Raw genomic sequence first — 23,061 nt, 5'->3', positions numbered from 1 at the left:
TTCGACGGCCAACCTGGCGATTCATGCTAAGCCACCCGGCCCATGTGATTTCCCTGGGGTTTGGCAGTGGGCTGTCTTGGGTTATCCCCGGCACCTTTGGCACTTTGATGGGCTGGTTGTTGTATGTCTGGATAAACCCTCATCTGACGGGTTCTGCCTGGGTTGCGCTGCTGCTGGGCGGCTTTTTCTTGGGCTGTGTGGCCTGTCACATCACTGGGCGCGCTTTGGGCGTGGCCGACCACGGCAGCATTGTGTGGGATGAAATCATCGCCATCTGGCTGGTGCTTTGGGTTGCCTCCCCTCAATTTTCAAGCCCTCTGGGCCAGTTGGGCTGTGTGGTGGTTTTTCGGTTCTTTGACATGGTGAAGCCGCCACCCATACGCTGGTTTGATCGCCGCTTCAAACACGGCTTCGGTGTGATGCTGGATGACATCGTTGCGGCCCTGATGACTTTGCTGACGTTGGCCTTGGGCGTGCGCTATCTGGGCTGGTGAATCGGATGACACACGACATGAATCAGTTGCTTCAGACCATTGCCACCGCTTTCAGGGCGGCTGGCGGCAAACTCGGTGTTGTTGAGTCCTGCACAGGCGGTGGCTTGGGGCAGGCCATCACCAGCTTGCCCGGCGCCAGTGATTTTTTTGAGGGCGGGCTTATCACTTATTCCAACACCGTCAAAATGAAGTCGGTGTACGTGCGTGAAAGCACCCTGAACGAACACGGTGCGGTCAGTGAGGAGTGCGTCAAGGAAATGGCCAATGGGGGCATGGTGGCCTTGGGGGTGGACTGCTGCTTGTCCATCTCGGGCATTGCCGGGCCCGGCGGCGGAACCCCGGACAAGCCAGTGGGCACCGTTTGGTACGGCCTGGCTGTTCGCCACCGTTCGATTGAGGCATTTCATCACGTGTTCGCGGGCGATCGAGAGGAAGTACGACGCCAAGCGGTACAGACCGGGTTAGAAATCCTGAGCCGAGTATCACTCAAAAAGGCTGTATAGATAAACAGTAAAAGTTGTGGCACAATGTGTCCATTCGCAACCGAACCAAGAAAGGCAGACCATGGACGACTTGAGGACTAAAAACCAATCCGCAGACAAAGTGAAGGCCTTGGCGGCCGCACTCAGCCAAATTGAAAAGCAGTTTGGCAAAGGCAGCATCATGCGGTTTGGCGAAAATGAAGTCGAAAACGACATTCAGGCCGTGTCCACTGGTTCCTTGGGCTTGGACATTGCCTTGGGCATCGGTGGCTTGCCCCGTGGTCGGGTGGTTGAAATCTACGGCCCAGAATCGTCCGGTAAAACCACCTTGACCCTTCAGGTTATTGCCGAGATGCAGAAAATGGGCGGTACCTGTGCCTTTATTGACGCCGAGCACGCGTTGGATGTGCAATACGCTCAGAAGCTGGGTGTCAACCTCTCCGACCTGTTGATTTCCCAGCCCGACACGGGCGAACAGGCGCTGGAAATCGTTGATGCACTGGTGCGCTCTGGCTCGGTGGATTTGGTCATTATCGACTCTGTCGCTGCCCTGACACCCAAGGCCGAAATTGAAGGCGACATGGGTGACTCCCTGCCCGGTTTGCAGGCCCGTTTGATGAGTCAAGCCCTGCGCAAGCTGACCGCCAACATCAAACGAACCAATTGTCTGGTGATCTTTATTAACCAGATTCGTATGAAAATCGGTGTGATGTTCGGCAGCCCCGAAACCACCACAGGCGGCAATGCCTTGAAGTTTTACGCGTCTGTGCGCCTGGATATTCGCCGCATTGGCTCCATCAAGAAAGGCGATGAGGTGATCGGCAACGAAACCCGAGTCAAAGTGGTGAAAAACAAGGTGAGCCCCCCATTCAAAGAGGCGGAGTTCGACATTTTGTATGGTCAGGGTACTTCCCGTGAGGGTGAGATTGTCGATCTAGGCGTCTTGCATGGCTTCGTTGACAAGTCGGGTGCGTGGTATGCCTACAACGGTGAAAAAATCGGCCAAGGCAAAGACAATGCACGTGAGTTCCTGAAAGCCAACCCAGCCATTGCTCAGGAAATCGAGAACAAGGTACGCGACAAACTGGGCGTGCGTGTTCTCAGTGGTTTGAGTGCTGGCAGCGCCAACGATGAGTCCGAGGCGGCCTGATTCTGCCCCAAGGCCGGACGACGACGAGTTCGAGCAACTCAGTCCGGGGCCGGCCACTCATCCCCACTCACTACACGGGCATGGCGATTCGCCGCAATCGCCGGGCTCTTCCAAGTCTGTCGGCACTTCCCGCCAGCCTGCCAAACCTGGCATGTCAGCCAAGGCTAAGGCCTTGTCTTATCTTGCTCGTCGCGAGCACAGTCAACTTGAATTAACGCGCAAACTCAGTGCCAAAGGCTATTCCGAGGATGAGATCGTCCAGGCCTTGGCTTGGGTTCGCGAGCATCAGTTTCAGTCGGACACTCGGTTCATCCGGTCTGTGGTTCGGCGCAAAGCCCCAAACCTGGGTGATCGGGCGATTGCACATGAGTTAGCCCAACATGGCTTGTCAGGATCTGGCAAGGCAAACTCCCTAGTCTGTAATGTAGACGACTCGGATGAGGTGGTCCTCGATGAGCGCCAGCGGGCTTTCGATTGGCTCACCCGGCGCTATTCCGCGGCATGGGCCCATGCTCTGGCCATCGAAGACCCGTCGCTGAGGCGTCTAAGCCAGCAACAGGTCAAGGCCAAGGCGCTCCGTGGTTTGGGTGCTCGAGGTTTTGAGGCGGGAAATGCCTCCAAGGCATGGAGGGATTTCACTGAGGCCTGTGAACCCGAAGCGTGATATCATGCGCGCTGGCTTATGTGTTTCAATAGAAGTGATAGTCTAGTTGCCCAACGAAGCGTTGGTTAACGACACAAGAAGCAAAGAATGGGATCAACACCGATCATCACCACGCCCGTCGTGTCTCTTTCTCGCCCCCATGGTTCCATGTGGTCGACTCTTGCGCTGTCACGCGAACAAACACTTCCAATCAGTTTTGTCGATGGGCCTATTCCAGTCCTATTGGCGCGCATTAACTTCACCAGCAAGGAATCCACATGAAAATTCATGAGTACCAAGGCAAAGAAATCCTGAAGAAGTATGGCGTGGCTGTGCCCACAGGTTATCCCTGTTTCTCCGTTGATGAGGCGGTGGCCGCAGCGGAAAAGCTGGGCGGTCCAGTGTGGGTGGTGAAGGCCCAGATTCACGCCGGTGGGCGTGGCAAAGGCGGCGGTGTGAAAGTGGCCAAGAGTATGGCCGATGTGAAAACCTACGCCAGCCAGATTCTGGGCATGCAGCTGATTACCCACCAAACCAGCCCTGAAGGTCAAAAGGTGAGCCGTCTGCTGGTTGAAGAGGGTGCCGACATCAAGAAAGAGTATTACGTGGGCATGGTTGTGGATCGCGTAACTCAGCGCGTGTGCGTGATGGCCTCCAGCGAAGGCGGTATGGAAATCGAGGAAGTGGCTGAGCACACCCCCGAACTCATTCACAAGGTGTTTGTTGACCCGGTCACCGGATTGACCGATGCAGAAGCCGACAGCCTGGCCACCAAGATTGGTATCCCGGCTGCTTCTGTGGCCAAAGCGCGTGTGGCCTTTCAAGGCTTGTACAAGGCATTCTGGGACACTGACGCCAGCCTGGCCGAGATCAACCCACTGATTCTGACTGGCAGTGGCGACATCATTGCCCTGGACGCCAAGCTGAACTTCGATTCCAACGCGTTGCACCGTCATCCAGACATCGTTGCCCTGCGCGATCTGGCTGAAGAAGACCCTGCTGAAATTGAAGCCAGCAAGTTTGATTTGTCCTACATTTCTTTGGACGGCAACATCGGCTGCCTGGTCAATGGTGCTGGCTTGGCCATGGCGACCATGGACACCATCAAACTGTTCGGCGGTGAGCCAGCCAACTTCCTGGACGTGGGCGGCGGTGCCACCACCGAGAAGGTGACTGAAGCCTTCAAGATCATGTTGAAAAACCCCAATCTCAAAGCAATTCTGGTGAACATTTTCGGCGGCATTATGCGCTGTGACGTGATTGCCGATGGTGTCGTGGCTGCGTCCAAGGCCGTGGGCCTGAAAGTGCCGCTCGTGGTGCGCATGAAGGGCACCAACGAAGACTTGGGCAAGAAGATTCTTGCCGATTCGGGCTTGCCGATCATTTCCGCCAACACCATGGGCGAAGCTGCGCAAAAAGTGGTTGCAGCCACCCAAGGCGCTTGAGTTGAACGGCTGAAACACCTCACATGAACTGATACAGCGCTTGCCCAGAGAGGGCAGGCCACTGACAAGGATTCGAACAATGTCCATTTTGATCAACAAAGACACCAAGGTCATTACCCAAGGCATCACCGGTAAAACCGGTCAGTTTCACACGCGCATGTGCCGTGAATACGCCAACGGGAAAAACTGTTTTGTCGCGGGCGTAAACCCCAAAAAAGCCGGTGAAGATTTTGAGGGCGTGCCCATCTATGGCACTGTGGCTGATGCCAAGAAGCAGACTGGTGCCAATGCCTCCGTCATCTATGTGCCGCCCCCCTTTGCGGCAGCAGCCATTTGGGAAGCGGTTGAAGCCGACCTGGATTTGGTCATTTGTATCACCGAGGGTATTCCTGTGCGTGACATGATTGAAGTACGTGACCGCATGCGCAAGGAAGGCCGCAAAACCGTGGTTGTTGGCCCCAACTGCCCCGGTGTAATAACACCTGACGAAATCAAGATCGGCATCATGCCCGGCCACATCCACAAAAAAGGCCGTATCGGTGTGGTGTCTCGTTCCGGTACTCTGACCTATGAAGCAGTCGGTCAATTGTCTGAACTTGGCTTGGGCCAATCCACCGCTGTGGGTATTGGTGGCGACCCCGTCAACGGATTGAAGCACATCGACGTGATGCGCATGTTCAATGATGACCCTGATACCGATGCCGTGGTGATGATTGGTGAAATCGGCGGTAGTGACGAAGAAGAAGCGGCGCTCTGGGTGAAAGACAATATGAAGAAACCCGTGGTCGGCTTCATTGCAGGGGTGACTGCGCCCCCCGGGAAACGCATGGGCCACGCCGGTGCAATCATCTCTGGTGGTAAAGGCACTGCCCAGGAAAAGCTGGCTGTGATGGAGTCCTGTGGCATTACCGTCACCAAGGATCCTTCAGAAATGGGCCGCCTGCTGAAAAAGGCCATTGGCCTGTAAATCGCAGTAGCTTGAGTCTCGGAAAGCCCGGTGCCATGCACCGGGCTTTTTTCATTCATACGGGGTATTCAAGGGGAGTCACTCACACTTACCCAACACAGGGGGTGTTGGTTAAACACACCAAGCCGGGGGTGATGAAGTTGGAACACGCTCCCCACAATGAAGCTTCCATGGTTTCCCTTCCGAGGACTTCGTATGATTCGCACACTCCGCAATACCCGCTTTGCCGCTCAACGCCGCACAGGTCAAGCGGGCTTCACCCTGATTGAATTGATGATTGCCATTGCCATCGTTGGTGTGCTGGCGGCCATCGCCGTGCCCGCCTTTGCAAACTACCTGGCCCGTGCGCGTGTATCTGAAGCCATCAACTACGCCCAGCAGTGTAAAACCGGCTTTGTGGAGTTCTACTCCACCCGTGGCGCATTGCCCGCTACTCTTGCAGATGCAAACTGTCCCGACCTGAGTACCGATAACGTGGCATCCGTTGCAATCAACACGGCAGTTCCCTCAATTCGGGTGACCTTGACTTCCGCCACTACCAGCCCGTTGCCCACGGCAATTCGTGGTCATATTATTGTGCTGCAGCCTTTGGATCCAAGTGGTGGTGCCCTGGCCAACGGCGAGGTTATTGAGAGCTGGAGGTGTACGCTGTTGACCAGTGGAGGAGGCGCCGCTGCACAGAGCGCACTGGACTTCATGCCTGCCAGCTGCCGCAACGGCGCGCTGGCGACTTAATCACAGGGTTGACAGGCTGGCGCTGGGGGCAATGTCCAGACCAGTCAAGCAACTCTCAGGCGGCAAAGTCACTTTTGCCGCCTTTTTTCTCGACCAGCCGGGTTTCAAGCATCACCATGCCTTTGTCGATGGCCTTGAGCATGTCGTAAATGGTCAACAGGCCTACCTGAACACCCGTCAGTGCTTCCATTTCTACCCCGGTTTGGCCCACGGTTTGAGCCGTACAGGTGCACACCACTTCAAAAGTATCGTCACGTAACTCGAATTCAACTGCCAGGCGGGTAAGCGGCAGCGGGTGGCACAGCGGAATCAGGTCCGAAGTCTTTTTTGCGCCTTGAATGGCTGCGATACGGGCCACCCCCAGCACATCCCCTTTTTTGCTGCTGCCCTGCCGCAGTACCTCAAAAGCCGCTTGGCCCAAGCGAATCCGCCCTGTGGCCACTGCTTTGCGCTCCGTCGCCACTTTTGACCCCACGTCAACCATGTGGGCATTGCCTTGGGCATCAAAATGGGTCAAATCGTTCATAACAGGTCCTGAGGGCTGGGTGCTGTGAGGAAATATGGGCCAAATCAGCAAGTCCTCTCAATTCAGAAGGAACTTGGCGGCCATCGCGCTATCATACCCAGACACCCACTCAGGTTGCTCTCCACATGGCTTTGCATTTCAAGAAAAGTTACTGTTTGTCCCTGTTGGCAGGGGCTGTCATGGCCTTGTCCGCGGTGACAGCGGCAGGGCAGACGGATGTCATCAGCAGCTTGCCCAGTTTGGGCGACGCGGGCGGTGCTGAGTTGTCGGTGCAGGATGAGCGGCGACTCGGTGCCCTGATCATGCGTGACTACAAAGCCTATGGCTTGGTCAATGGTGATCTTGAAATCACGGCCTATCTGGCCCGCTTGGGTGGTCGGATTGCTCAGGCGGCTGGGGAGTCACCGGCCAATTTTGAGTTTTTTCTGGTGACCGACAAGTCCATCAACGCTTTTGCCATGCCCGGTGGGTACATTGGGGTACACACCGGCTTGATTGCGACGGCCCGTAACGAGTCTGAGTTGGCCTCGGTGCTGGCTCACGAAGTGGGGCACGTTACCCAGCGGCACATTGCTCGCCGGTTCGGCCAACAAAAACAGACTTCTTTGGTGTCGGCGGCAGCCATGATCGCCGCCTTGTTGGTGGCGGGTAGCAATCCTCAGGCCGCCACTGGCTTGATGGCTGCGGGTGCAGGTTTTTCCATCGACCAGCAGTTGGCTTTTTCCCGGGATGCTGAGCGGGAAGCGGACCGTGTGGGCTTCCTGACCTTGCAGCAGGCTGGTTTTGACACGCAGTCCATGGTGGATTTTTTTGGACGCCTGCAAATTGCCTCGCGCTTGTACGAGAACAACGCACCGGTGTATTTGCGCACCCACCCGTTGACCACAGAGCGTATTGCCGACATTCGCAACCGAGCCGGGATTGATGCCGCCAAACGCACACAGCGGTCTGAAGCCCCTTTGGACTTTGAGCTGTTGCGCATGCGTGCATTGGTGTTTGGGGAAAAAACCTCGCAACAGTTGGCCGACCGTTTGAGAAGCCTGAATGGGCCCAATGAGCAAGAGGGCTTCCGCAACCCCGTGGCCATGGCCTATGGGCAATCGCTGGTTTATGCAGCCATGGGCAAAAAGCCGGAGTCTCAGAAAGCGGCCGAACAGGCGCTGGCCCTGTACCGTCAGGGGCAGGCTGCGGTGAAGAACAACCCGGGGCCATTCATGTTGCGCACCCAGGTGTTGAATGCGACGATGGACGTGTCCTTGCCACCTTCCGGCATGGCGGCCACGTCACGCCCCGCAAGGGGTGTTGCCGACCTGACTCCGCAGGAAAAGGCCCTGTACGACCAGCTCGAACAACTGAAGCAGGATTATCGAAACGACTTTCCAGTGAAGGTGTTGTACGCCGACGGCTTGCAGCGCTTGGGGCTGTTTCAGTTGTCTGACACCTATCTGAAAGACATCACCCAAGTATTCCGCTCCAGCCCGCAACTGTACGAGTTGTTGGCCCAATCGTCTCTGGCCTTGGGTAAAAAGGCTGACCACCACCTGTATCTCGCCCAGTCCTACAGTGTTCGCGGCGCATTCCTGCCCGCAGTGGAACAAACGCAAATTGCCCGTCAATATGCGAGGGACAATTACTACCTGTTGGCGGAAATCGACGCCAAACAGCGCGAATACAAGCGCCGCGCCGATGAGGAGCGCGACGCCATGCGGGCTTTGGGCAATTAACGCGTTTAATCAGCCCGCGTGGTAGCGGGCAACCCGCTCAACCTCGTTGGCTGAGCCCAGCATTACTGCACAGCGCTGGTGCAGGTCGGTGGGTTCAATGTCCATGATGCGGGTGGCTGCGTCGTACGATTGGCCGCCAGCCTGTTCAATCAAAAAGCTCATTGGGTTGGCTTCGTACATCAGGCGAAGCTTGCCGGGTTTGTTGGGGTCCCGCAGGTCCTTGGGGTACATGAAAATGCCGCCGCGCGTCAGTACGCGGTGTACATCAGCCACCATGGAGGCAATCCAGCGCATGTTGAAATCTTTTTCACGTACGCCGGTTTTGCCGGCCAGCAGTTCAGCAATGTATTGCTGGACTGGCGGGTACCAGTGGCGCTGGTTGGACATGTTGATCGCAAATTCCTTGGTGTCCGCAGGCACTTGCATGGATTCGGTGGTCATCACGTACTGACCCGCTTCGCGGTCCAGTGTGAAGGCGCACACCCCTTGGCCCAAGGTCAGCACAAGGGATGTTTGTGGACCGTACACCACGTAGCCTGCGGCCACCTGTTTGCGGCCATTCTGCAGAAAGCTGGCGTTGGTGATTTCGCCGGTACCCGGATTGTTCAGCACTGAAAAGATGGTGCCGATCGACACATTCACGTCAATGTTGCTGGACCCGTCCAATGGGTCGAACAACACCAGATAGGGCTTGTCCGCTTGCCCCGGAACAGGGGAGCAATCATCCAGTTCTTCAGAGGCCATGCCGGCGACCACGCCTGTGCGGGCCAAAGCTTCTAACAGCATGTCATTGGCGATGATATCCAACTTCTTTTGGGTTTCGCCCTGCACATTCTCTGTTTCAGCACTGCCCAGTACGCCACCCAAGGCCCCTTTGTGAACCGCTGCGGAAATATCCTGCGAGACAGCAGCAATGGCTTCCAGCAGGGTGGTCAACGCCGGGTTCGCCGCCTGGTTTTGGGCCAGGTAAGCGGACAGGGTCGTGGTACTCATGGTGTTTCTCCTGATCGATCGATGTGTTGGGTCTATTTCAAGGGGTTTGCGTGTTGCCCGCCGACAGGGCCTTGCCGATGACCTCGCGGACATCGGGGGACAAATCATTGGCAGCAAGCACTTGTTCAAGGGCTGTGCGGGCATGGGTTTGCAGGTCGGGAACCAGCTTGGTCCAACGGTCCAGGGCCCGAGCCATGCGCGCGGCCACCTGCGGGTTGATGCCATTCAGCTTGATCACTGACTGCGCCCACAGTGCATAGCCGGAGCCGTCACGGCTGTGAAACACGCTGGGGTTTTGCATGCCCAGTGCGGCCAGCACGGAACGCACGCGGTTGGGGTTCTTCCAGTTGAAGGCCGGGTGCTTCATGAGTTGTTGAATCAGCGGCAGAACGGCGACCTCGGTGTTGCTGGCCGGTGTGCTGGCTTGAACCATGAACCATTTGTCGATGGCCAGCGCCTCTTTTTCAAACCGCTGATAGTAGTCCTGAAGCACCTCGGTTTGGGCTGGGCCAAAATGCACCAGTGCGGTCAGGGCGGCCATGCGGTCGGTCATGTTGTTGGCGGTGTTGTATTGCTGCTTGGCACAGTCCAAGGCAGAGTCATCGTCCAGGCATGACAGGTAGGCCAGCACGCTGTTTTTCAGACTGCGTTGGCCAGCGGCCAGCGTGTCGTACACATAGTCGCCAATCTGGTGCTTGTCCGCATACAGGGCGGACAGCGCGCTGTCATGCGTGCACGCCAAGAGATCGCGAAGGTTGCAACGGGCCAAATGCAGGGTCAACGGGTCAACCAAGCCGTCGATGGCCTCGAACAGGGTGCCTTCACTGGGCAATTGCAGTGCCAAGGCTTTGTAGCCATCAGACAAGGTTGCGTCGGCCAGTAAATCACCAAACACCGACACAGCTGCTCGCGTGGCGGGCCCACTCACCTCGCCATTGTTGGCTTGAATCTCCAGAATAGCCCGTTGATACACTTGCTGTCCAGCATCCCAGCGGTTGAATGGGTCGGTGTCATGGCGTGCCAGGAACATCAAGTCCTCAGCCGTGTGCGCCGTCTTCATGGTCACGGGCGCAGAAAAGCCACGGAGCAGCGATGGCACCACTGTTTGGTGCAGGCCTGTGAACACAAAGGTTTGTGACTGTTCCGTGAAGTTCAGAACATCCCCGCGCAAGGCGCCCGCCGGGCTTTTCAGCGTCAGCGGGCAGTCCTGCCCCTGTTGGTTGAGCAGGCCAAGCCGCACCGGCACGTGGAATACCGGTTTGTTGGGCTGGCCGGGGGTGGCAGGGCAATGTTGTTTCAGGTGCAGCGTGAATTCCCCGCTGGTCAAGTCGTGGGTCCATGTGGCGGCTACTTCAGGCGTGCCCGCCTGGGAATACCAGTGCCTGAACTGCTGAAGGTTTTGGCTCGGGTCGTCTTCCTGCAGTGCGGTTTCCATGGACGCTACAAATTGCTCGCACGTGGCTGCCTGCCCGTCATGCCGCTGGAAATAAATCTGCATGCCGCGCTGAAAGGTGGTTTCGCCCAGCAAGGTGTGCTGCATGCGAATGACTTCAGCGCCTTTCTCGTACACCGTGACGGTGTAAAAGTTATTGATCTCCTGGTAGCTGTCCGGGCGAATGGGGTGCGCCATGGGGCCCGCGTCTTCCGGGAACTGCGCAGCCCTGAGCACTTTCACATCGTCAATGCGTTTGACAGCCCTTGCTGAATTCGCTTGTGCCGGGCTCAAGCCATGAGCCTGCATGTCCGCGGAAAACTCCTGATCACGAAACACAGTCAAGCCTTCCTTCAGCGACAACTGAAACCAGTCCTGGCAGGTCACCCGGTTGCCTGTCCAGTTGTGGAAGTATTCATGGCCCACCACACTTTCCACATTCTCAAAATCCACGTCGGTGGCCAGTTCAGGGTTGGCGAACACAAACTTGGTGTTGAAGATATTCAGACCCTTGTTTTCCATGGCGCCCATGTTGAAGTCGCCGGTGGCCACAATCATGAAGCGGTCCAGGTCCAGGTCCAGTCCAAAACGCTGGCGGTCCCATTCGATGGATTTTTTCAGGCTCTGCATGGCAAAGTCAGTTTTGTCCAGATTACCGGGCTCCACCCACACCTGCAGCAGGGCTGGCTGGCCATTGCTCTTGGTGATGGTTTCTTCCTGACACACGAAGGTGCCGGCAACCAGTGCGAACAGGTAGGCGGGTTTGGGGAATGGGTCTTCCCAGCGGGACAGGTGCAGGCCATCGGCCAAGTCGCTCGCGTCCAGCAGGTTGCCGTTGCTCAGTGTCACCGGGTGCGTGGTTTTGTTGGCAATCAGGGTGACCGTGAAGCGGCTCAGTACGTCAGGCCGGTCCGGAAAATAGGTGATGCGGCGAAACCCCTGCGCTTCACATTGGGTGAAAAAATTGCCATTGGACACATACAAGCCTTCCAAGCGGGTGTTCTGGTCGGGCTTGTTGGTCACCACCAGTTCAAGAACACCAGACACACCGGCATTGGGTATGATCAAACCGGTGCTGCTTAACTGGTATTGGGTCGGCTCAAGGGCCTGCCCATTGAGCATGATTGCAATCAGCTCTAGGTCCTCACCGTCCAGCTCCAGAGGGGCGGTCGCAGTCACATTGGAATCCCAAGCCTGAAACTCCAGCCGGCTCTCCACCCGCGTGTTGGCCGTGTCCAAGTGAAACACCAAGTCCGTGCGCACAATGCGGTGGTTGGGGTGCTTGTAGTCTGACCGGTAGAAGGTGATTGGGGCTTGCGCATCTTTCATGCGGGGGAACTCCTAGAGAGACAGCGGGGCAGCCTGTTTGGCCGCCCCTTGATCAGCAATGCGTCGAATCGATCAGTGGTCGTGACCGCAATCCGGGCCGTGCACATGCCCATGGTCGTGGGAGTGCTCATGGCCGTGATCGTGGCCACAGCAGTCGTCATGCTTGATTTCAGGCACGCTTAATTCATGCATGGGCGCTTCGATCTGTTCGAACTGCAAACCAAAATGCTCCAGCATGTGCATGCATTCGTGGCTGGCCACCACGTGGGCGCCTTCCTCGGTCAGTTCAACGGGCCACATTTCAAGGCCAGCCACATGGATGAATGTCTCGTAGCCGGTTTGCCCGCGACGAACCTTGAACAGGGCCTCGGGCGCTGCTTCAACCACAGCCCACAGGTTGGTGTTGGACACCAAGCGGTCGCCCGCTTCGACGGGTTCATGCACATGGCAGACCAAGGCAGTGCCATCGGTGGCGACGCAGTCGTGGGGCAATTCCTGCCGTTCGTCGAAGGTCAGTGCCAAGGTTTTGGCATTGCGCAGCAGCACAGAGGCCACCTTGTTTTTGGCCTTAACGACTTTGTTGTACACCACCTCATGGTGGTGCCCACAGGCGCTGTGGTCATGATCCCCGTGACCGTGGTGGTCATGGTCATGGCTGTGGTCATGGTCGGAATGGCTCATGGGTGCTCCCTGTTCAATCGCGGAAATTTTCGAAACCCAGTGGGGTTTCGGTCACTTGTTTTTTCAGAAGGGCAATGGCTGCTTGGAGGTCGTCGCGCTTGGCACCGGTCACGCGCACCGTGTCCCCCTGAATGCTGGCCTGCACTTTCATTTTGCTGTCTTTGATCTCCTTGACCACTTCCTTGGCAAGGTCTTTGTCCAGGCCATTTTTGACCAACACGGTTTGTTTGACCTTGTCTCCGGAAATCTTCTCCTTCTTGTCGAAGGTCAGAAAACGCACGTCCACATTGCGCTTGGCAAATTTGTTGCGGATGATCTCGGACACCTGTTCCAGCTTGAAGTCGTCATCCGCGAACACGAATAGGGTGTTTTCTTTCAACTCCAGTCTGGAGTCAGACCCCTTAAAGTCGAATCGGTTCGTGATTTCCTTGTTCACCAAATCCACCGCATTGCGCAGTTCGACCAGGTCCGGTTTGCAGACCACATCAAAAGACGGCATAGTTCATTCCTTTCATGGCAATGTCCGTTATTGTAATCCTTACAGCCCCCCGATACCCCGCCCCACATGTCTGACGTACCGGCCCAATCCGTTGATTTTTCTCGCCTCCACACTTTCGGGTTGGGGGGTGTTGCCCGTGGGCTGGATTTCATTCGCTCGCTTGCCGACCTGGCCCGTTATCGCAAGGCCTACCTGGACGGCCAGTCGCTTTGGCTGTTGGGCGAGGGCAGCAACACCGTGTTTCTTAACCCCCTGTCCAGCCGACACCTGTGGGTCATGGCCCTGAAAGGTCGCCAGTTCTTGGGTACTTGGGCGGGTCGGCACCATTTGCGCGTGATGGCCGGGGAGAACTGGCATGCCTTGGTGGAATGGACCGTGGCCATGAATTGGCCTGGCCTGGAAAACCTGGCGTTGATTCCGGGCTCAGTGGGGGCCAGCCCAGTGCAGAACATTGGCGCGTATGGGGTTGAACTTAAGGACAGGGTGTCTGCAGTTCATGTCTATGACTTGCAGAATGGTGAGCATGGCACCTTGACCCTCGACGAATGTCAGTTTGAGTACCGTGACAGCGTGTTCAAACAGCAGGCAGCGGGGCGTTATGTCATTACCGCAGTGGATTTTGCTTTGCCTGTGAAGTGGCAACCGGTGTTGGGGTATGGCGATGTGACCAGTCAGGTTCAGGCCTTCGGTGAAGTAAGCCCACTGAACGTGCTGAAGGCCATTTGCGCCGTGCGCACCGCCAAGCTTCCCGACCCTGCGGTATTGGGCAATGCGGGCAGCTTTTTCAAGAACCCCGTCGTCTGCGCAGCCGAGTTGAATCGGCTTTTGTCAGACCATCCGAACATCGTGCATTACCCCGCGCCGAATGGCCAATTCAAGTTGGCTGCGGGCTGGATGATCGAACAGGCAGGCCTGAAGGGCAGTCGGGAAGGCGGGGTCGGCGTGTACGAGAAACAGGCGCTGATCTTGGTGAACCATGGCCACGGCTCAGGTAGCGATCTCCAAGCCCTGATCAAGCGCATTCAGGAAACCATTCAATCCCGCTTCGGGATCCATCTTGAAGCCGAGCCTAACCTGATTGTTGATTGATAGATGCCCGGAACCCGGGCAGGTTCAACAACAAAAAACCCCAGATTCTGGTGTGGAATCCGGGGTTTTCCGTGGTGATGACGCGGGTTGGTTTAGCTGCGGTTGCGCGCCTTGGCGGCAATCCGCATCCTCAGGGCATTCAGTTTGATAAACCCACCTGCATCGGCCTGGTTGTAGGCGCCGCCATCTTCATCAAAGGTTGCGATGGTTTGGTCAAACAGCGAATCAGTTTTGGAATCGCGGGCCACCACAATCACATTGCCTTTGTACAATTTCAGGCGCACCCAGCCGTTCACATGCGCTTGTGTGTGGTCAATCAGGGTCTGCAGGGCCACGCGCTCGGGGCTCCACCAGTAGCCGTTATAAATCAGGCTGGCGTAACGCGGCATCAGGTCATCTTTCAGGTGCGCCACTTCGCGGTCCAGCGTGATCGATTCGATCGCACGGTGGGCTTTCAAAATAATGGTGCCGCCTGGGGTTTCATAACAGCCACGGCTCTTCATACCCACGTAACGGTTCTCGACCAAGTCGAGGCGACCAATCCCATGCTTGCCGCCCAGCCGGTTCAGCTCAGTCAGCACTGTGGCAGGGCTCATGCGCTGACCATTCAGGCCGACGATGTCCCCGCGCTCGAACTCAACGTCCAGGTACTCGGCTTGATCCGGGGCTGCCTCGGGGCTGACTGTCCAGCGCCACATGCTCTCTTCGGCCTCAGCGCTTGGGTTTTCCAGGTGGCGGCCTTCAAAGCTGATGTGCAGCAGGTTGGCGTCCATGGAATAGGGCGCACCGCCGTTCTTGTGCTTCATGTCGATTTCAATGCCCGCGTCTTCGGCATACTTCAGCAGCTTCTCGCGGGACAGCAAGTCCCACTCACGCCAAGGGGCAATGATCTTCACGCCGGGCATCAAGGCATAGGCGCCCAATTCGAAACGCACTTGGTCGTTGCCCTTGCCTGTGGCACCGTGGGAGATGGCGTCCGCACCCGTTTCACGCGCAATCTCGATCAGCCGTTTGGCGATCAGCGGGCGTGCAATCGAGGTGCCCAACAGGTATTCGCCTTCGTACACGGTGTTGGCCCTGAACATGGGGAAGACGAAGTCGCGCACAAATTCTTCACGCACATCGTCGATGAAAATGTTCTCGGGTTTGATGCCGAATTTCAGGGCCTTCTGCCGCGCAGGTTCAAGCTCTTCGCCCTGGCCCAGGTCGGCTGTGAAGGTGACCACTTCGCATTGGTAGTTGTCTTGAAGCCACTTCAGGATTACAGAGGTGTCCAGGCCACCAGAGTAGGCCAGCACCACTTTGTTCACGTCACTCATCTTGGTCTCACACGTTCAAAATCAAGGAATTCTCGGATTGTCTGCACACTCACTTGCGACCGAGCAGCAGAAACTCCATCAGGGCTTTCTGGGTGTGCAGGCGGTTTTCAGCCTCGTCCCACACCACGCTTTGCGGACCATCAATCACCTCGGCCGAAACTTCTTCGCCGCGATGGGCTGGCAGGCAATGCATGAACATGGCCTCAGGGTCGGCCACGGCCATCATGTCGGCGTCCACTTGGAAGTCGGCGAAGGCCTTCAGGCGCTCGGCATTCTCCATTTCAAAGCCCATGCTGGTCCACACATCGGTGGTCACAATGTCAGCCCCCTTGCAGGCCTGCATCGGGTCTTCAAACCATTCGTGGTGCGTGCCCTTGATGTTCACCTTGCTGGTGTCAATGTTGTAGCCAGCCGGGGTGGACACGTTGACCTTGAAATCCAGCAGTTCAGCCGCTTGAAGCCAGGTGGCGCACACATTGTTGCCATCGCCCACCCAGGCCACCGTCTTTCCTGAAATGTCACCACGCCGTTCAATGAAGGTGTAGATGTCGGCCAGGGTTTGGCAGGGGTGGTATTCGTTGGTCAAGCCGTTGATCACAGGGACTCGGCTTTGCGCCGCAAACCTTTCCACAATGTCTTGCTCGAAAGTGCGGATCATCACGATGTCGCACATGCGGGAAATGACTTGCGCCGCATCTTCGACCGGCTCGCCACGGCCCAACTGGCTGTCCTTGGTGTTCAGGTAGATTGCGGAGCCGCCAAGCTGGTGCATGCCCGCTTCAAAACTCAAGCGAGTCCGTGTGGATGCCTTCTCAAAGATCATCACCAAGGTGCGGTCCTGCAAGGGGTAGTAGGGTTCATACCGCTTGAATCGCGCTTTGATGTCACGGGTCCGGGCGATGAGGTAGTCGAACTCCTCCCGGCTGATGTCGTTGAACTGTAAAAAGTGTTTGATAGGCATTGTGTTGTCTTCTCCCGGCACCGGGTCGCTTGCCCGCAAAGGCGGTCAGGCGGCCTTGTGGGCCGCCGCACGACTCAGGCCGTATTTTTGAGAAACGCTTTGATCAGCGGAACCAGTTCCGTGGCCAGCATTTCAGCGTCTTGATTGGTCATCACCAGCGGGGGCAACAGGCGAACCACGTTGTCTCGAGTCACGTTGATGATCAAGCCATGGTCCCGCGCAATTGCAACCAGTTCGGCACAAGGCTTGCTCAGCTCCACACCGATCATCAGGCCGCGTCCGCGAATGTCCCTGACGCCTTCAACCCCGGACAACTCCCGGCCCAGTATGCCACGGATCAGGTTGCCCAATTCATCGGCACGGGCCAACAGGCCTTCCTCAGCCATGATGTCCAGCGTGGCGATGGCCGCAGCACAAACCAGCGGGCCACCACCAAATGTGGTGCCGTGCGTGCCCGGTGTGAACACCCCTGCTGCAGGCCCGGCTGCCAAACAGGCCCCGATCGGTACGCCAGAGCCCAAGCCTTTGGCCAAGGTGATGACATCGGGAACAATCCCGGCGTGTTGATAGCCGAACCACTTGCCTGTGCGGCCAATGCCGCTCTGTACTTCGTCGATCATCAGCAGCCAGCCTTTGGCCGTGCACAAGGCACGCAATTGCTGCAGGTACTCTGTTTCAGCCACATTGATACCGCCTTCGCCCTGCAACACTTCAAGCAACACCGCTTGAATGTCGGGGTTGGCCTTGGCTGCCGCTTCAATGGCTGCGAAATCTTTGTACGGTACGCGCACAAACCCGCCCGGTAACTCACCAAACCCCACTTTGGCTTTGGGGCTGTCGGTTGCGGCCAGCGTGGCCAAGGTGCGGCCATGCCAGGCCCGTTCCATCACGATGATCTGGGCGTTTTCAATGCCTTTTTTGTAGCCGTAGTGTTTGGCCAATTTGATGGCGGCCTCATTGGCCTCAGCACCCGAGTTGCAAAAAAAGGCTTCCTGCATGCCAGACAGTTGGCACAACTTGGTGGCCAGGGTCTGCTGTTCAACCACGCCGTACAGGTTGGAGGTGTGGATCAGTCGGGCCGCCTGGTCGGCGATGGCTTTCACCAGCTTGGGATGGTTATGGCCCAACCCGTTGACGGCAATGCCTGCCAAGCCATCCAGATACTTTTTGCCCTCGGTGGACCACATCCATGCACCCTGACCATGCGTGAAGGCGATGGGTTGACGGGCGTAGGTTTTCATCAAATGATCAGACACAGCAGACTCTCTTCAAATGCGCGATCTAAAAAACAAACGCAGCCATGGCCGATGCAGGCTGCGCAGGCCTAAATTGTACGATAAATCAAGGCTTAAGGGGTTTGCCCTGAGGCAATTAGTCGGTGGATTGGCGCCGGTTTCTGTACTGGTCCAACTCGCTGGGGCCGAACCGTGCAGCCAAGTAGGGCGGGGCACTTACCCGAACACTGTCGTAATGGGCCAAGGGAAACAACTGGCCAGCGGTGCGCACATTGTCGATTCGCATGGAGTCCACATTGTCCCGGCTCATCAACGGGGCACCGGGTGCCAATTCCATCAGGAAGCCCTGAGCTTTCGCCGCAGGCACTGGCAGGCCAACAATCCAGGGAGAAACCCCCACGGCCTTGCCACACATCGCGACCAATTCTTTGAGGGTCAACACATCCGGGCCGGCAAGGTCGTAGGTGTTGTGCACCGTGTCCCGGTTTTTGTCGGTCAGGCTGGACACCACGGCCGCTGCAACGTCGCTGACCGATACGGGCTGAAACCGCGTGTTGGCACCTGCCAGCGGAATCACAGGAAACAGCTTGGTCAAACCCGCGAACAGGTTCAGAAAGCGGTCGTCTGGCCCAAATACCACCGAAGGCCGAAGAATCGTCCATGCAAGGCCACTGTCTTTCACAATGGCCTCCCCATCGGTTTTTGAGCGCAGGTACATGGATGGGGCCGGGTTTTGCACACCCACACCCAGCGCGCTGATGTGCACCAAGCGCTTGACCCGGTGTTGAATCATCGAGGTTGTCAGGGCTTTGGGAAATTCCACATGGTTGGTCCTGAATTCCTGACCATACGGTTTGCCCCGCCGGCTGTGCAAGACACCCAGCAGGTTTACCACGGCGTCTTGGCCCGCCACCAAGCGGCCCAAGGCTGCCCTGTCGTGAATGTTCGCCTGAACAACTCTGCAAGTGGGCAGGGTCAGCAAATGCTTGGCATGGGCCAGTCTGCGGGTTGGTACGGTGATTTGTGCCCCCGCACGCGCGAGTTGGTTGCACACTGCTTGGCCGATGAATCCGGCACCGCCGATGACGAGAACTTTAAAAGGCTTGCTCATTCTGCAACTAAAAGGTGAGGATCAAGGGCGACTCAGTTGGAACCCTGGATCATGCCCAGTCGTTGTTTCAACGGAGTTGATGAGTTGTTCAAGAGTAGCGAATACGCGACGGTGTTGGACATCACATTTTTGACGTAGTCGCGGGTTTCATCGAAGGGAATCAGTTCTGTGAACAAGGCACCCTCAACCACGCGCCCTTCACCCAGGCGGCGTTTCCACGCACTGGGCCGGCCTGGGCCTGCGTTGTAGCCCGCAGAAGCCAGCACCGGGCTTTGGCCATGCTGGTCATACACCATCCGCAGGTAGTTGGTGCCCAAGGTCAAATTGGTGTCGATGTTGGTGATGTCGCTGTTTTTGAACCCAGCCAGGCCAATTTTTTTGGCCACATATTGGGCTGTGGCCGGCATGACCTGCATCAGACCACTGGCACCCACGCCAGACCGGGCAATCGTCAAAAAGCGGGATTCCTGCCGAATCAGCCCATACACCCACGATTCATCCAGGCCTACCTCTTGGGCCTTGGCTTTGAGGTTATCCCTGAAGGGGGTCAAGTAACGCAAAGCCAAGTCGTGTTCCGCTTCGGTTTTGTCCGCCGCCGCAATGGCCCGGTCATACAACTGATTGCGCTCGGCCCAGGCCGCCGCTGCCAGCAGTTCACGGTCTTTCATTTGGGCAATTTGCAGGTTGAACTCCCAAAAACCGTCCATCCGCAGGCCAGCGTCGTACAGGGCCAAAGCCCGTTGCAAGCCGGGGTTCTTGCGGGCCCGTTCCAGTTCCTGCTGGGTTAAGGGTTGAGGCTTCAAGGGCGCCGTTACTGTGGTGCCCAACTCTTCATTGGCCAACTTGCCATAGAAGCTGAAGCTGTTGGCCGCGCGTATCCATTCCTGGCGGGCCTCGACTGTTTTCCCGGTGGCGGTGAGGGCCCGGCCGCGCCAGTATTGCCAAGCGCGGTTGTCTTTCAGTTCTTGGGGCATCTCGTCGATGGTTTGCAGCACCAGCGGCCAGTTCTCCTGAAGCAGTGCGGCGCGGGTTCGCCATTCCATCTGCTCGCCGCTCATGGCCTCAGGGCTGCTTTTACTGAAGTATTTGCTGGCCTCTGGTTGCCACAGCAGGGCTGCCCTGTGGCCAATGTGGGCCCACAGCCAGCGGCTGGTGGATTCGGACAAACGTTGGGCATACTGGCCTTGAACCAAAGCCGCCGCCTCAGCCGGGTCGGCAATGGCTTTGCGGGCAATGGCGGTGGCAACAATCAGGTCGGTGCCACTGGATTTGGCCTGTTTCAAGGCTTTGTCCGGGTTGTCCACAGCATTGCTCAAGGCGCGGGTGTCGATACCTCGGCCCCACGCGGTGTCACTCATTTCGTCGACGAACTGGGTGGCGGCTGACACCTGTTTGTCGGCCACCAAATGCAGAACATGTCGGTCCAGGTCTGCGGCCTGAATGATGTCCCTGTAGTACAAGGTTTTCAGCAAGGTGCGGCAGGTCCGGGCCAGCCGCTTTTCACTGCTCACCACTTTGTTCAACGCGGGTTTGTTCACCTGGCCTTGATAGGCGGACAGGTAGAGGTCTGCGCATTCCACACCTTGGTCGGGGCGGTACTTCAATTCAGTGCGCTGTTGGCGGTACAAATCCCATTGGCCAGCCCTGGCGAGCTGCTGCAACCAATCCCGTCGCAGTTGTTCCGTGGGCCAGGTGGCTGGGTAACGGTTCAGCAAGGGCAGCACTTCCTCGGAGCGCCACACCACCACATCATCGGGGCTTTGTTTTTCCTGGCCCTTGATGAAAAAGCGGAAACGCCAAATCTCGATGTAGGGAGTAAACAGGTGATTATCAGGCAATTGTTGGGCCAATCTGCTGAATTCCGAGAAACGTCCGTCGGAATAGGCCGATTTGATCTGGCGCATCAAATCGCCTTGATCGGACACATTCAAGGATTGCGCCACTGCTTGACCGTGACCAAGCCCGCACATGGCGGCTGTCAACATCAGTGCACCTGCGATACAGTGGGCGAAAGAGAATTTTTTCAACATGGTCCGATACATGAAAACACAGTGGCGGCAACGCGCCCTCGAGGCCCGGGCCCAGCGCGACCCAAACTCCTACACACAGTCCTGCAACGCTCTGTTGCAACACCTCTCCACTTTACTCCAATCCGCACCACGCTGCACTGTAGCGCTCTACTACCCGGTCAGGGGTGAGCCCGACCTGTTGCCTTTGCTGAACGATTCGTCGCTCAAGCATCTGTCATGGGCCTTGCCCGTGTGTGTGGACCAAGGCGATGATGCCCATCTGGCGTTTCATGCCCATGAGGCAGGTGCTCCGCTTGCACCGGGCCGTTATGGCATTCCAGTGCCTGCGAAAGCGCAGGAAGTTCAGCCTCAAATCCTGTTGATTCCGTGTGTAGGGTTTGACCGCAGTGGGGCGCGTTTGGGCTACGGGGCCGGTTGGTACGACCGCACACTTGCCCGCTTGGCTACGCCAGTCCAAACGATTGGCGTGGCATTTTCTGATGCAGAGATTTCCCAGCCATTCGCCCAGGCCCATGACCGTTTGCTGGACTGCATCGTCACCGACCGAGAAGTGATCGGTGAGTTCAGGCCGCCCGTGTTTTGACGTGTCTTGGTGGGGCGGTTAATCCGCAATACGGTCCAGAATGGCCAAGGTGGGCTGCGAATTGTTCATGGTGTAAAAATGCAGGCCTTCTACACCTTCGCGAATCAGCCGCTCGCACAGTGCACTCACCACATCCAGCCCAAAGGCCTTGATGGCCTCCCGGTCGTCGCCGCAGTGTTGCAGTCGGTTGCGAATCCACCGTGGCAGTTCCGCGCCGCAGGCGTCAGAGAATCGGGCCAATTGGCTGTAATTCGTGATGGGCATGATGCCGGGAATCAAGGGTATGTCGGTGCGTTGGCGAACCTGGTCCCTGAAGTACAGAAATGCGTCCGCATTGTAAAAGTACTGGGTGATGGCCGAGTTTGCGCCACACTGCACCTTGTGGACAAAAGCGTCCACATCAGCCGCCGGGGATTTGGCCTGCGGATGGGTTTCCGGGTATGCCGCCACTTCAATGAAAAAGTGGTCGCCAGTTTCTTGGCGAATGAAGCTTACCAACTCGCTGGCGTAACGAAACTCACCAGTCTCCAGCATGCCGGAGGGCAAGTCACCGCGCAGCGCCACGATACGGCGAATGCCGTTGTTCTTGTAGCGGGCAAGCAACTCGCGAATGTTCGCTTTGGATGAGCCCACGCAAGACAGGTGGGGTGCGGCTTCATGGCCGCTGGCTTGAATGTCCAATACGGTGTTCAAGGTGCCGTCTTGCGTGGTGCCGCCAGCACCAAAGGTCACCGAGAAAAACTCGGGCTTGCGAGCCGCCAGTTCAATGCGTGTCTGGCGCAATTTGGCTGCGCCGTCCTCGGTTTTTGCCGGAAAAAACTCAAAGCTGATGTTCATTCAATCGTCTCTTTCAATGTGCCCAGTGTTCCGTGCACGAAATATTCCTGATTGCCATCACCGCCTGCAATCGATGAGGGCCAAAAGTGCCCCACCTGGACCCTGTTTGCCTGACAGGCCACTCGTATATTCTGTTCCAGATCAGGCAGGGCGTGTTCCAGGTTTTTGACCAACCCGTTTTTGCCGATCCACTGTGGGCCCAATTCAAACTGCGGTTTGACCAGCAACACCAACTGGCTACCGGGTTCCAGAAAAGTCACCAGATTGCCCAACACTTTGGTCAGTGAAATGAAGGACAGGTCGGCCACTGCCAAATCAATCGGACAGCGCTCGGGCCATTGCTTCAGCCATTGGGCTTTCAGCGCGGGTGCATCGCAGGTTTTCAGGTTGATCCCTTCCAGCGCCACGACACGCGGGTCGGCCTTCAAGCGTGGATGGAGCTGGTCTTTCCCCACATCCAAACCAATGACACTCTGCGCCATTCTGGACAGCAGGCAATCGGTGAATCCGCCGGTGGATTGACCAAAGTCCGCGCAACGCATGTCACGGACATCCAGACCAATTTCATCCAAGGCCCCAGCCAATTTATGCCCTCCGCGGGACACATATTGCAGAACCTGATTGTCGTCGACCCGAATCTCGTCCAAACCTTCAATGGGCTGCGCCGCCTTTTTGACGGGCAGCCAATCGCCGAAACCAGCCCGGCGCCACTGAACCTTGCCTGCCTGAATCAGCGCCTGAGCCTGCGCCCGCGAGGCGCAGAGGTTCCGTTCAGTCAAGGCAAGGTCAGCGCGCA

At 57.2% G+C, this 23,061-nt stretch carries 22 protein-coding genes; 10 read left to right on the top strand and 12 right to left on the bottom strand.

What is annotated here, in order from left to right:
• The first annotated feature begins 23 nt into the window (after positions 1 to 23).
• The 7 genes from ACK4FF_RS14630 to ACK4FF_RS14600 all read left to right on the top strand — a co-directional run bounded on the left by ACK4FF_RS14630 (position 24) and on the right by ACK4FF_RS14600 (position 5,916).
• Positions 24 to 494: a phosphatidylglycerophosphatase A gene (locus ACK4FF_RS14630; protein ID WP_409710908.1), complete on the top strand. Its 471-nt coding sequence runs from the start codon at positions 24 to 26 to the stop codon at positions 492 to 494.
• 17 nt (positions 495 to 511) lie between these two features.
• Positions 512 to 997, top strand: coding sequence for a CinA family protein (locus ACK4FF_RS14625; RefSeq protein ID WP_409710906.1), 486 nt, complete (start codon positions 512 to 514; stop codon positions 995 to 997).
• Between the two features lie 61 nt (positions 998 to 1,058).
• The gene (gene recA / locus ACK4FF_RS14620) at positions 1,059 to 2,126 is read left to right on the top strand and encodes a recombinase RecA (protein WP_409710904.1); all 1,068 of its coding nucleotides are present in this window, start codon (positions 1,059 to 1,061) and stop codon (positions 2,124 to 2,126) included.
• A 151-nt stretch (positions 2,127 to 2,277) separates the two neighbouring features.
• A complete protein-coding gene (locus ACK4FF_RS14615; protein WP_409710902.1) occupies positions 2,278 to 2,790 on the top strand; it encodes a regulatory protein RecX in 513 nt (170 codons plus the stop codon).
• Positions 2,791 to 3,047: 257 nt separating this feature from the next.
• The gene (sucC, locus tag ACK4FF_RS14610) at positions 3,048 to 4,214 is read left to right on the top strand and encodes an ADP-forming succinate--CoA ligase subunit beta (protein ID WP_409710900.1); all 1,167 of its coding nucleotides are present in this window, start codon (positions 3,048 to 3,050) and stop codon (positions 4,212 to 4,214) included.
• A gap of 79 nt (positions 4,215 to 4,293) precedes the next feature.
• Entirely contained in the window at positions 4,294 to 5,181 is an 888-nt protein-coding gene (sucD, locus tag ACK4FF_RS14605) for a succinate--CoA ligase subunit alpha (RefSeq protein ID WP_409710898.1), read from the top strand.
• 195 nt (positions 5,182 to 5,376) lie between these two features.
• On the top strand, positions 5,377 to 5,916 hold the full coding sequence (locus tag ACK4FF_RS14600) for a pilin (protein ID WP_409710896.1): 540 nt from the start codon (positions 5,377 to 5,379) through the stop codon (positions 5,914 to 5,916).
• 55 nt (positions 5,917 to 5,971) lie between these two features.
• Here the strand turns inward: ACK4FF_RS14600 and moaC are convergent, their stop codons facing one another.
• Complete coding sequence (gene moaC, locus ACK4FF_RS14595) at positions 5,972 to 6,442, bottom strand: cyclic pyranopterin monophosphate synthase MoaC (RefSeq protein ID WP_409710894.1); 471 nt, start codon at positions 6,440 to 6,442, stop codon at positions 5,972 to 5,974.
• Positions 6,443 to 6,567: 125 nt separating this feature from the next.
• On the opposite strand from moaC, the gene ACK4FF_RS14590 reads away from it, so the two are divergent.
• Positions 6,568 to 8,166: a M48 family metallopeptidase gene (locus ACK4FF_RS14590; RefSeq protein WP_409710892.1), complete on the top strand. Its 1,599-nt coding sequence runs from the start codon at positions 6,568 to 6,570 to the stop codon at positions 8,164 to 8,166.
• Positions 8,167 to 8,175: 9 nt separating this feature from the next.
• Here ACK4FF_RS14590 and ACK4FF_RS14585 read toward each other — a convergent pair whose 3' ends face one another.
• The 4 genes from ACK4FF_RS14585 to ACK4FF_RS14570 form a co-directional block, all read right to left on the bottom strand.
• Entirely contained in the window at positions 8,176 to 9,159 is a 984-nt protein-coding gene (locus ACK4FF_RS14585; RefSeq protein WP_409710890.1) for a class 1 fructose-bisphosphatase, read from the bottom strand.
• 37 nt (positions 9,160 to 9,196) lie between these two features.
• Positions 9,197 to 11,920, bottom strand: coding sequence for an aminopeptidase N (gene pepN / locus ACK4FF_RS14580; protein WP_409710888.1), 2,724 nt, complete (start codon positions 11,918 to 11,920; stop codon positions 9,197 to 9,199).
• Between the two features lie 72 nt (positions 11,921 to 11,992).
• A complete protein-coding gene (locus tag ACK4FF_RS14575) occupies positions 11,993 to 12,601 on the bottom strand; it encodes a hypothetical protein (RefSeq protein WP_409710886.1) in 609 nt (202 codons plus the stop codon).
• Between the two features lie 13 nt (positions 12,602 to 12,614).
• Complete coding sequence (locus tag ACK4FF_RS14570) at positions 12,615 to 13,100, bottom strand: YajQ family cyclic di-GMP-binding protein (protein ID WP_409710884.1); 486 nt, start codon at positions 13,098 to 13,100, stop codon at positions 12,615 to 12,617.
• 66 nt (positions 13,101 to 13,166) lie between these two features.
• Here ACK4FF_RS14570 and murB point away from each other — a divergent pair, with 66 nt between their 5' ends.
• Positions 13,167 to 14,189: a UDP-N-acetylmuramate dehydrogenase gene (gene murB, locus ACK4FF_RS14565; RefSeq protein WP_409710882.1), complete on the top strand. Its 1,023-nt coding sequence runs from the start codon at positions 13,167 to 13,169 to the stop codon at positions 14,187 to 14,189.
• A gap of 92 nt (positions 14,190 to 14,281) precedes the next feature.
• Here the strand turns inward: murB and ACK4FF_RS14560 are convergent, their stop codons facing one another.
• From ACK4FF_RS14560 to ACK4FF_RS14540, 5 genes are all read right to left on the bottom strand, one after another.
• The gene (locus tag ACK4FF_RS14560; protein WP_409710880.1) at positions 14,282 to 15,508 is read right to left on the bottom strand and encodes an argininosuccinate synthase; all 1,227 of its coding nucleotides are present in this window, start codon (positions 15,506 to 15,508) and stop codon (positions 14,282 to 14,284) included.
• Between the two features lie 49 nt (positions 15,509 to 15,557).
• Positions 15,558 to 16,469 carry an ornithine carbamoyltransferase gene (gene argF, locus ACK4FF_RS14555; protein ID WP_409710878.1) on the bottom strand — a complete coding sequence of 304 codons (912 nt, stop codon included), beginning with the start codon at positions 16,467 to 16,469 and terminating at the stop codon, positions 15,558 to 15,560.
• Between the two features lie 74 nt (positions 16,470 to 16,543).
• Positions 16,544 to 17,725: an aspartate aminotransferase family protein gene (locus ACK4FF_RS14550; RefSeq protein ID WP_409710876.1), complete on the bottom strand. Its 1,182-nt coding sequence runs from the start codon at positions 17,723 to 17,725 to the stop codon at positions 16,544 to 16,546.
• Between the two features lie 115 nt (positions 17,726 to 17,840).
• Positions 17,841 to 18,815: a complex I NDUFA9 subunit family protein gene (locus ACK4FF_RS14545; protein WP_409710874.1), complete on the bottom strand. Its 975-nt coding sequence runs from the start codon at positions 18,813 to 18,815 to the stop codon at positions 17,841 to 17,843.
• Between the two features lie 32 nt (positions 18,816 to 18,847).
• Complete coding sequence (locus ACK4FF_RS14540; protein ID WP_409710872.1) at positions 18,848 to 20,800, bottom strand: transglycosylase SLT domain-containing protein; 1,953 nt, start codon at positions 20,798 to 20,800, stop codon at positions 18,848 to 18,850.
• A gap of 55 nt (positions 20,801 to 20,855) precedes the next feature.
• Here ACK4FF_RS14540 and ACK4FF_RS14535 point away from each other — a divergent pair, with 55 nt between their 5' ends.
• Positions 20,856 to 21,428, top strand: a complete 573-nt coding sequence (locus ACK4FF_RS14535) for a 5-formyltetrahydrofolate cyclo-ligase (protein WP_409710870.1) — start codon at positions 20,856 to 20,858, stop codon at positions 21,426 to 21,428.
• Between the two features lie 18 nt (positions 21,429 to 21,446).
• Here ACK4FF_RS14535 and metF read toward each other — a convergent pair whose 3' ends face one another.
• Positions 21,447 to 22,265 (bottom strand): methylenetetrahydrofolate reductase [NAD(P)H], encoded by an 819-nt coding sequence (gene metF, locus ACK4FF_RS14530; protein ID WP_409710868.1) that lies wholly within the window; start codon positions 22,263 to 22,265, stop codon positions 21,447 to 21,449.
• Positions 22,262 to 23,044: a TlyA family RNA methyltransferase gene (locus ACK4FF_RS14525; RefSeq protein ID WP_409710866.1), complete on the bottom strand. Its 783-nt coding sequence runs from the start codon at positions 23,042 to 23,044 to the stop codon at positions 22,262 to 22,264. The genes metF and ACK4FF_RS14525 overlap by 4 nt, the downstream gene beginning before the upstream one ends.
• Positions 23,045 to 23,061 lie beyond the last annotated feature (17 nt).

Origin of the sequence: Limnobacter sp., from assembly GCF_046297615.1 — a bacterium.
Lineage (GTDB): Bacteria > Pseudomonadota > Gammaproteobacteria > Burkholderiales > Burkholderiaceae_B > Limnobacter.
This window is presented reverse-complemented; position numbering and strand designations above follow the sequence as displayed.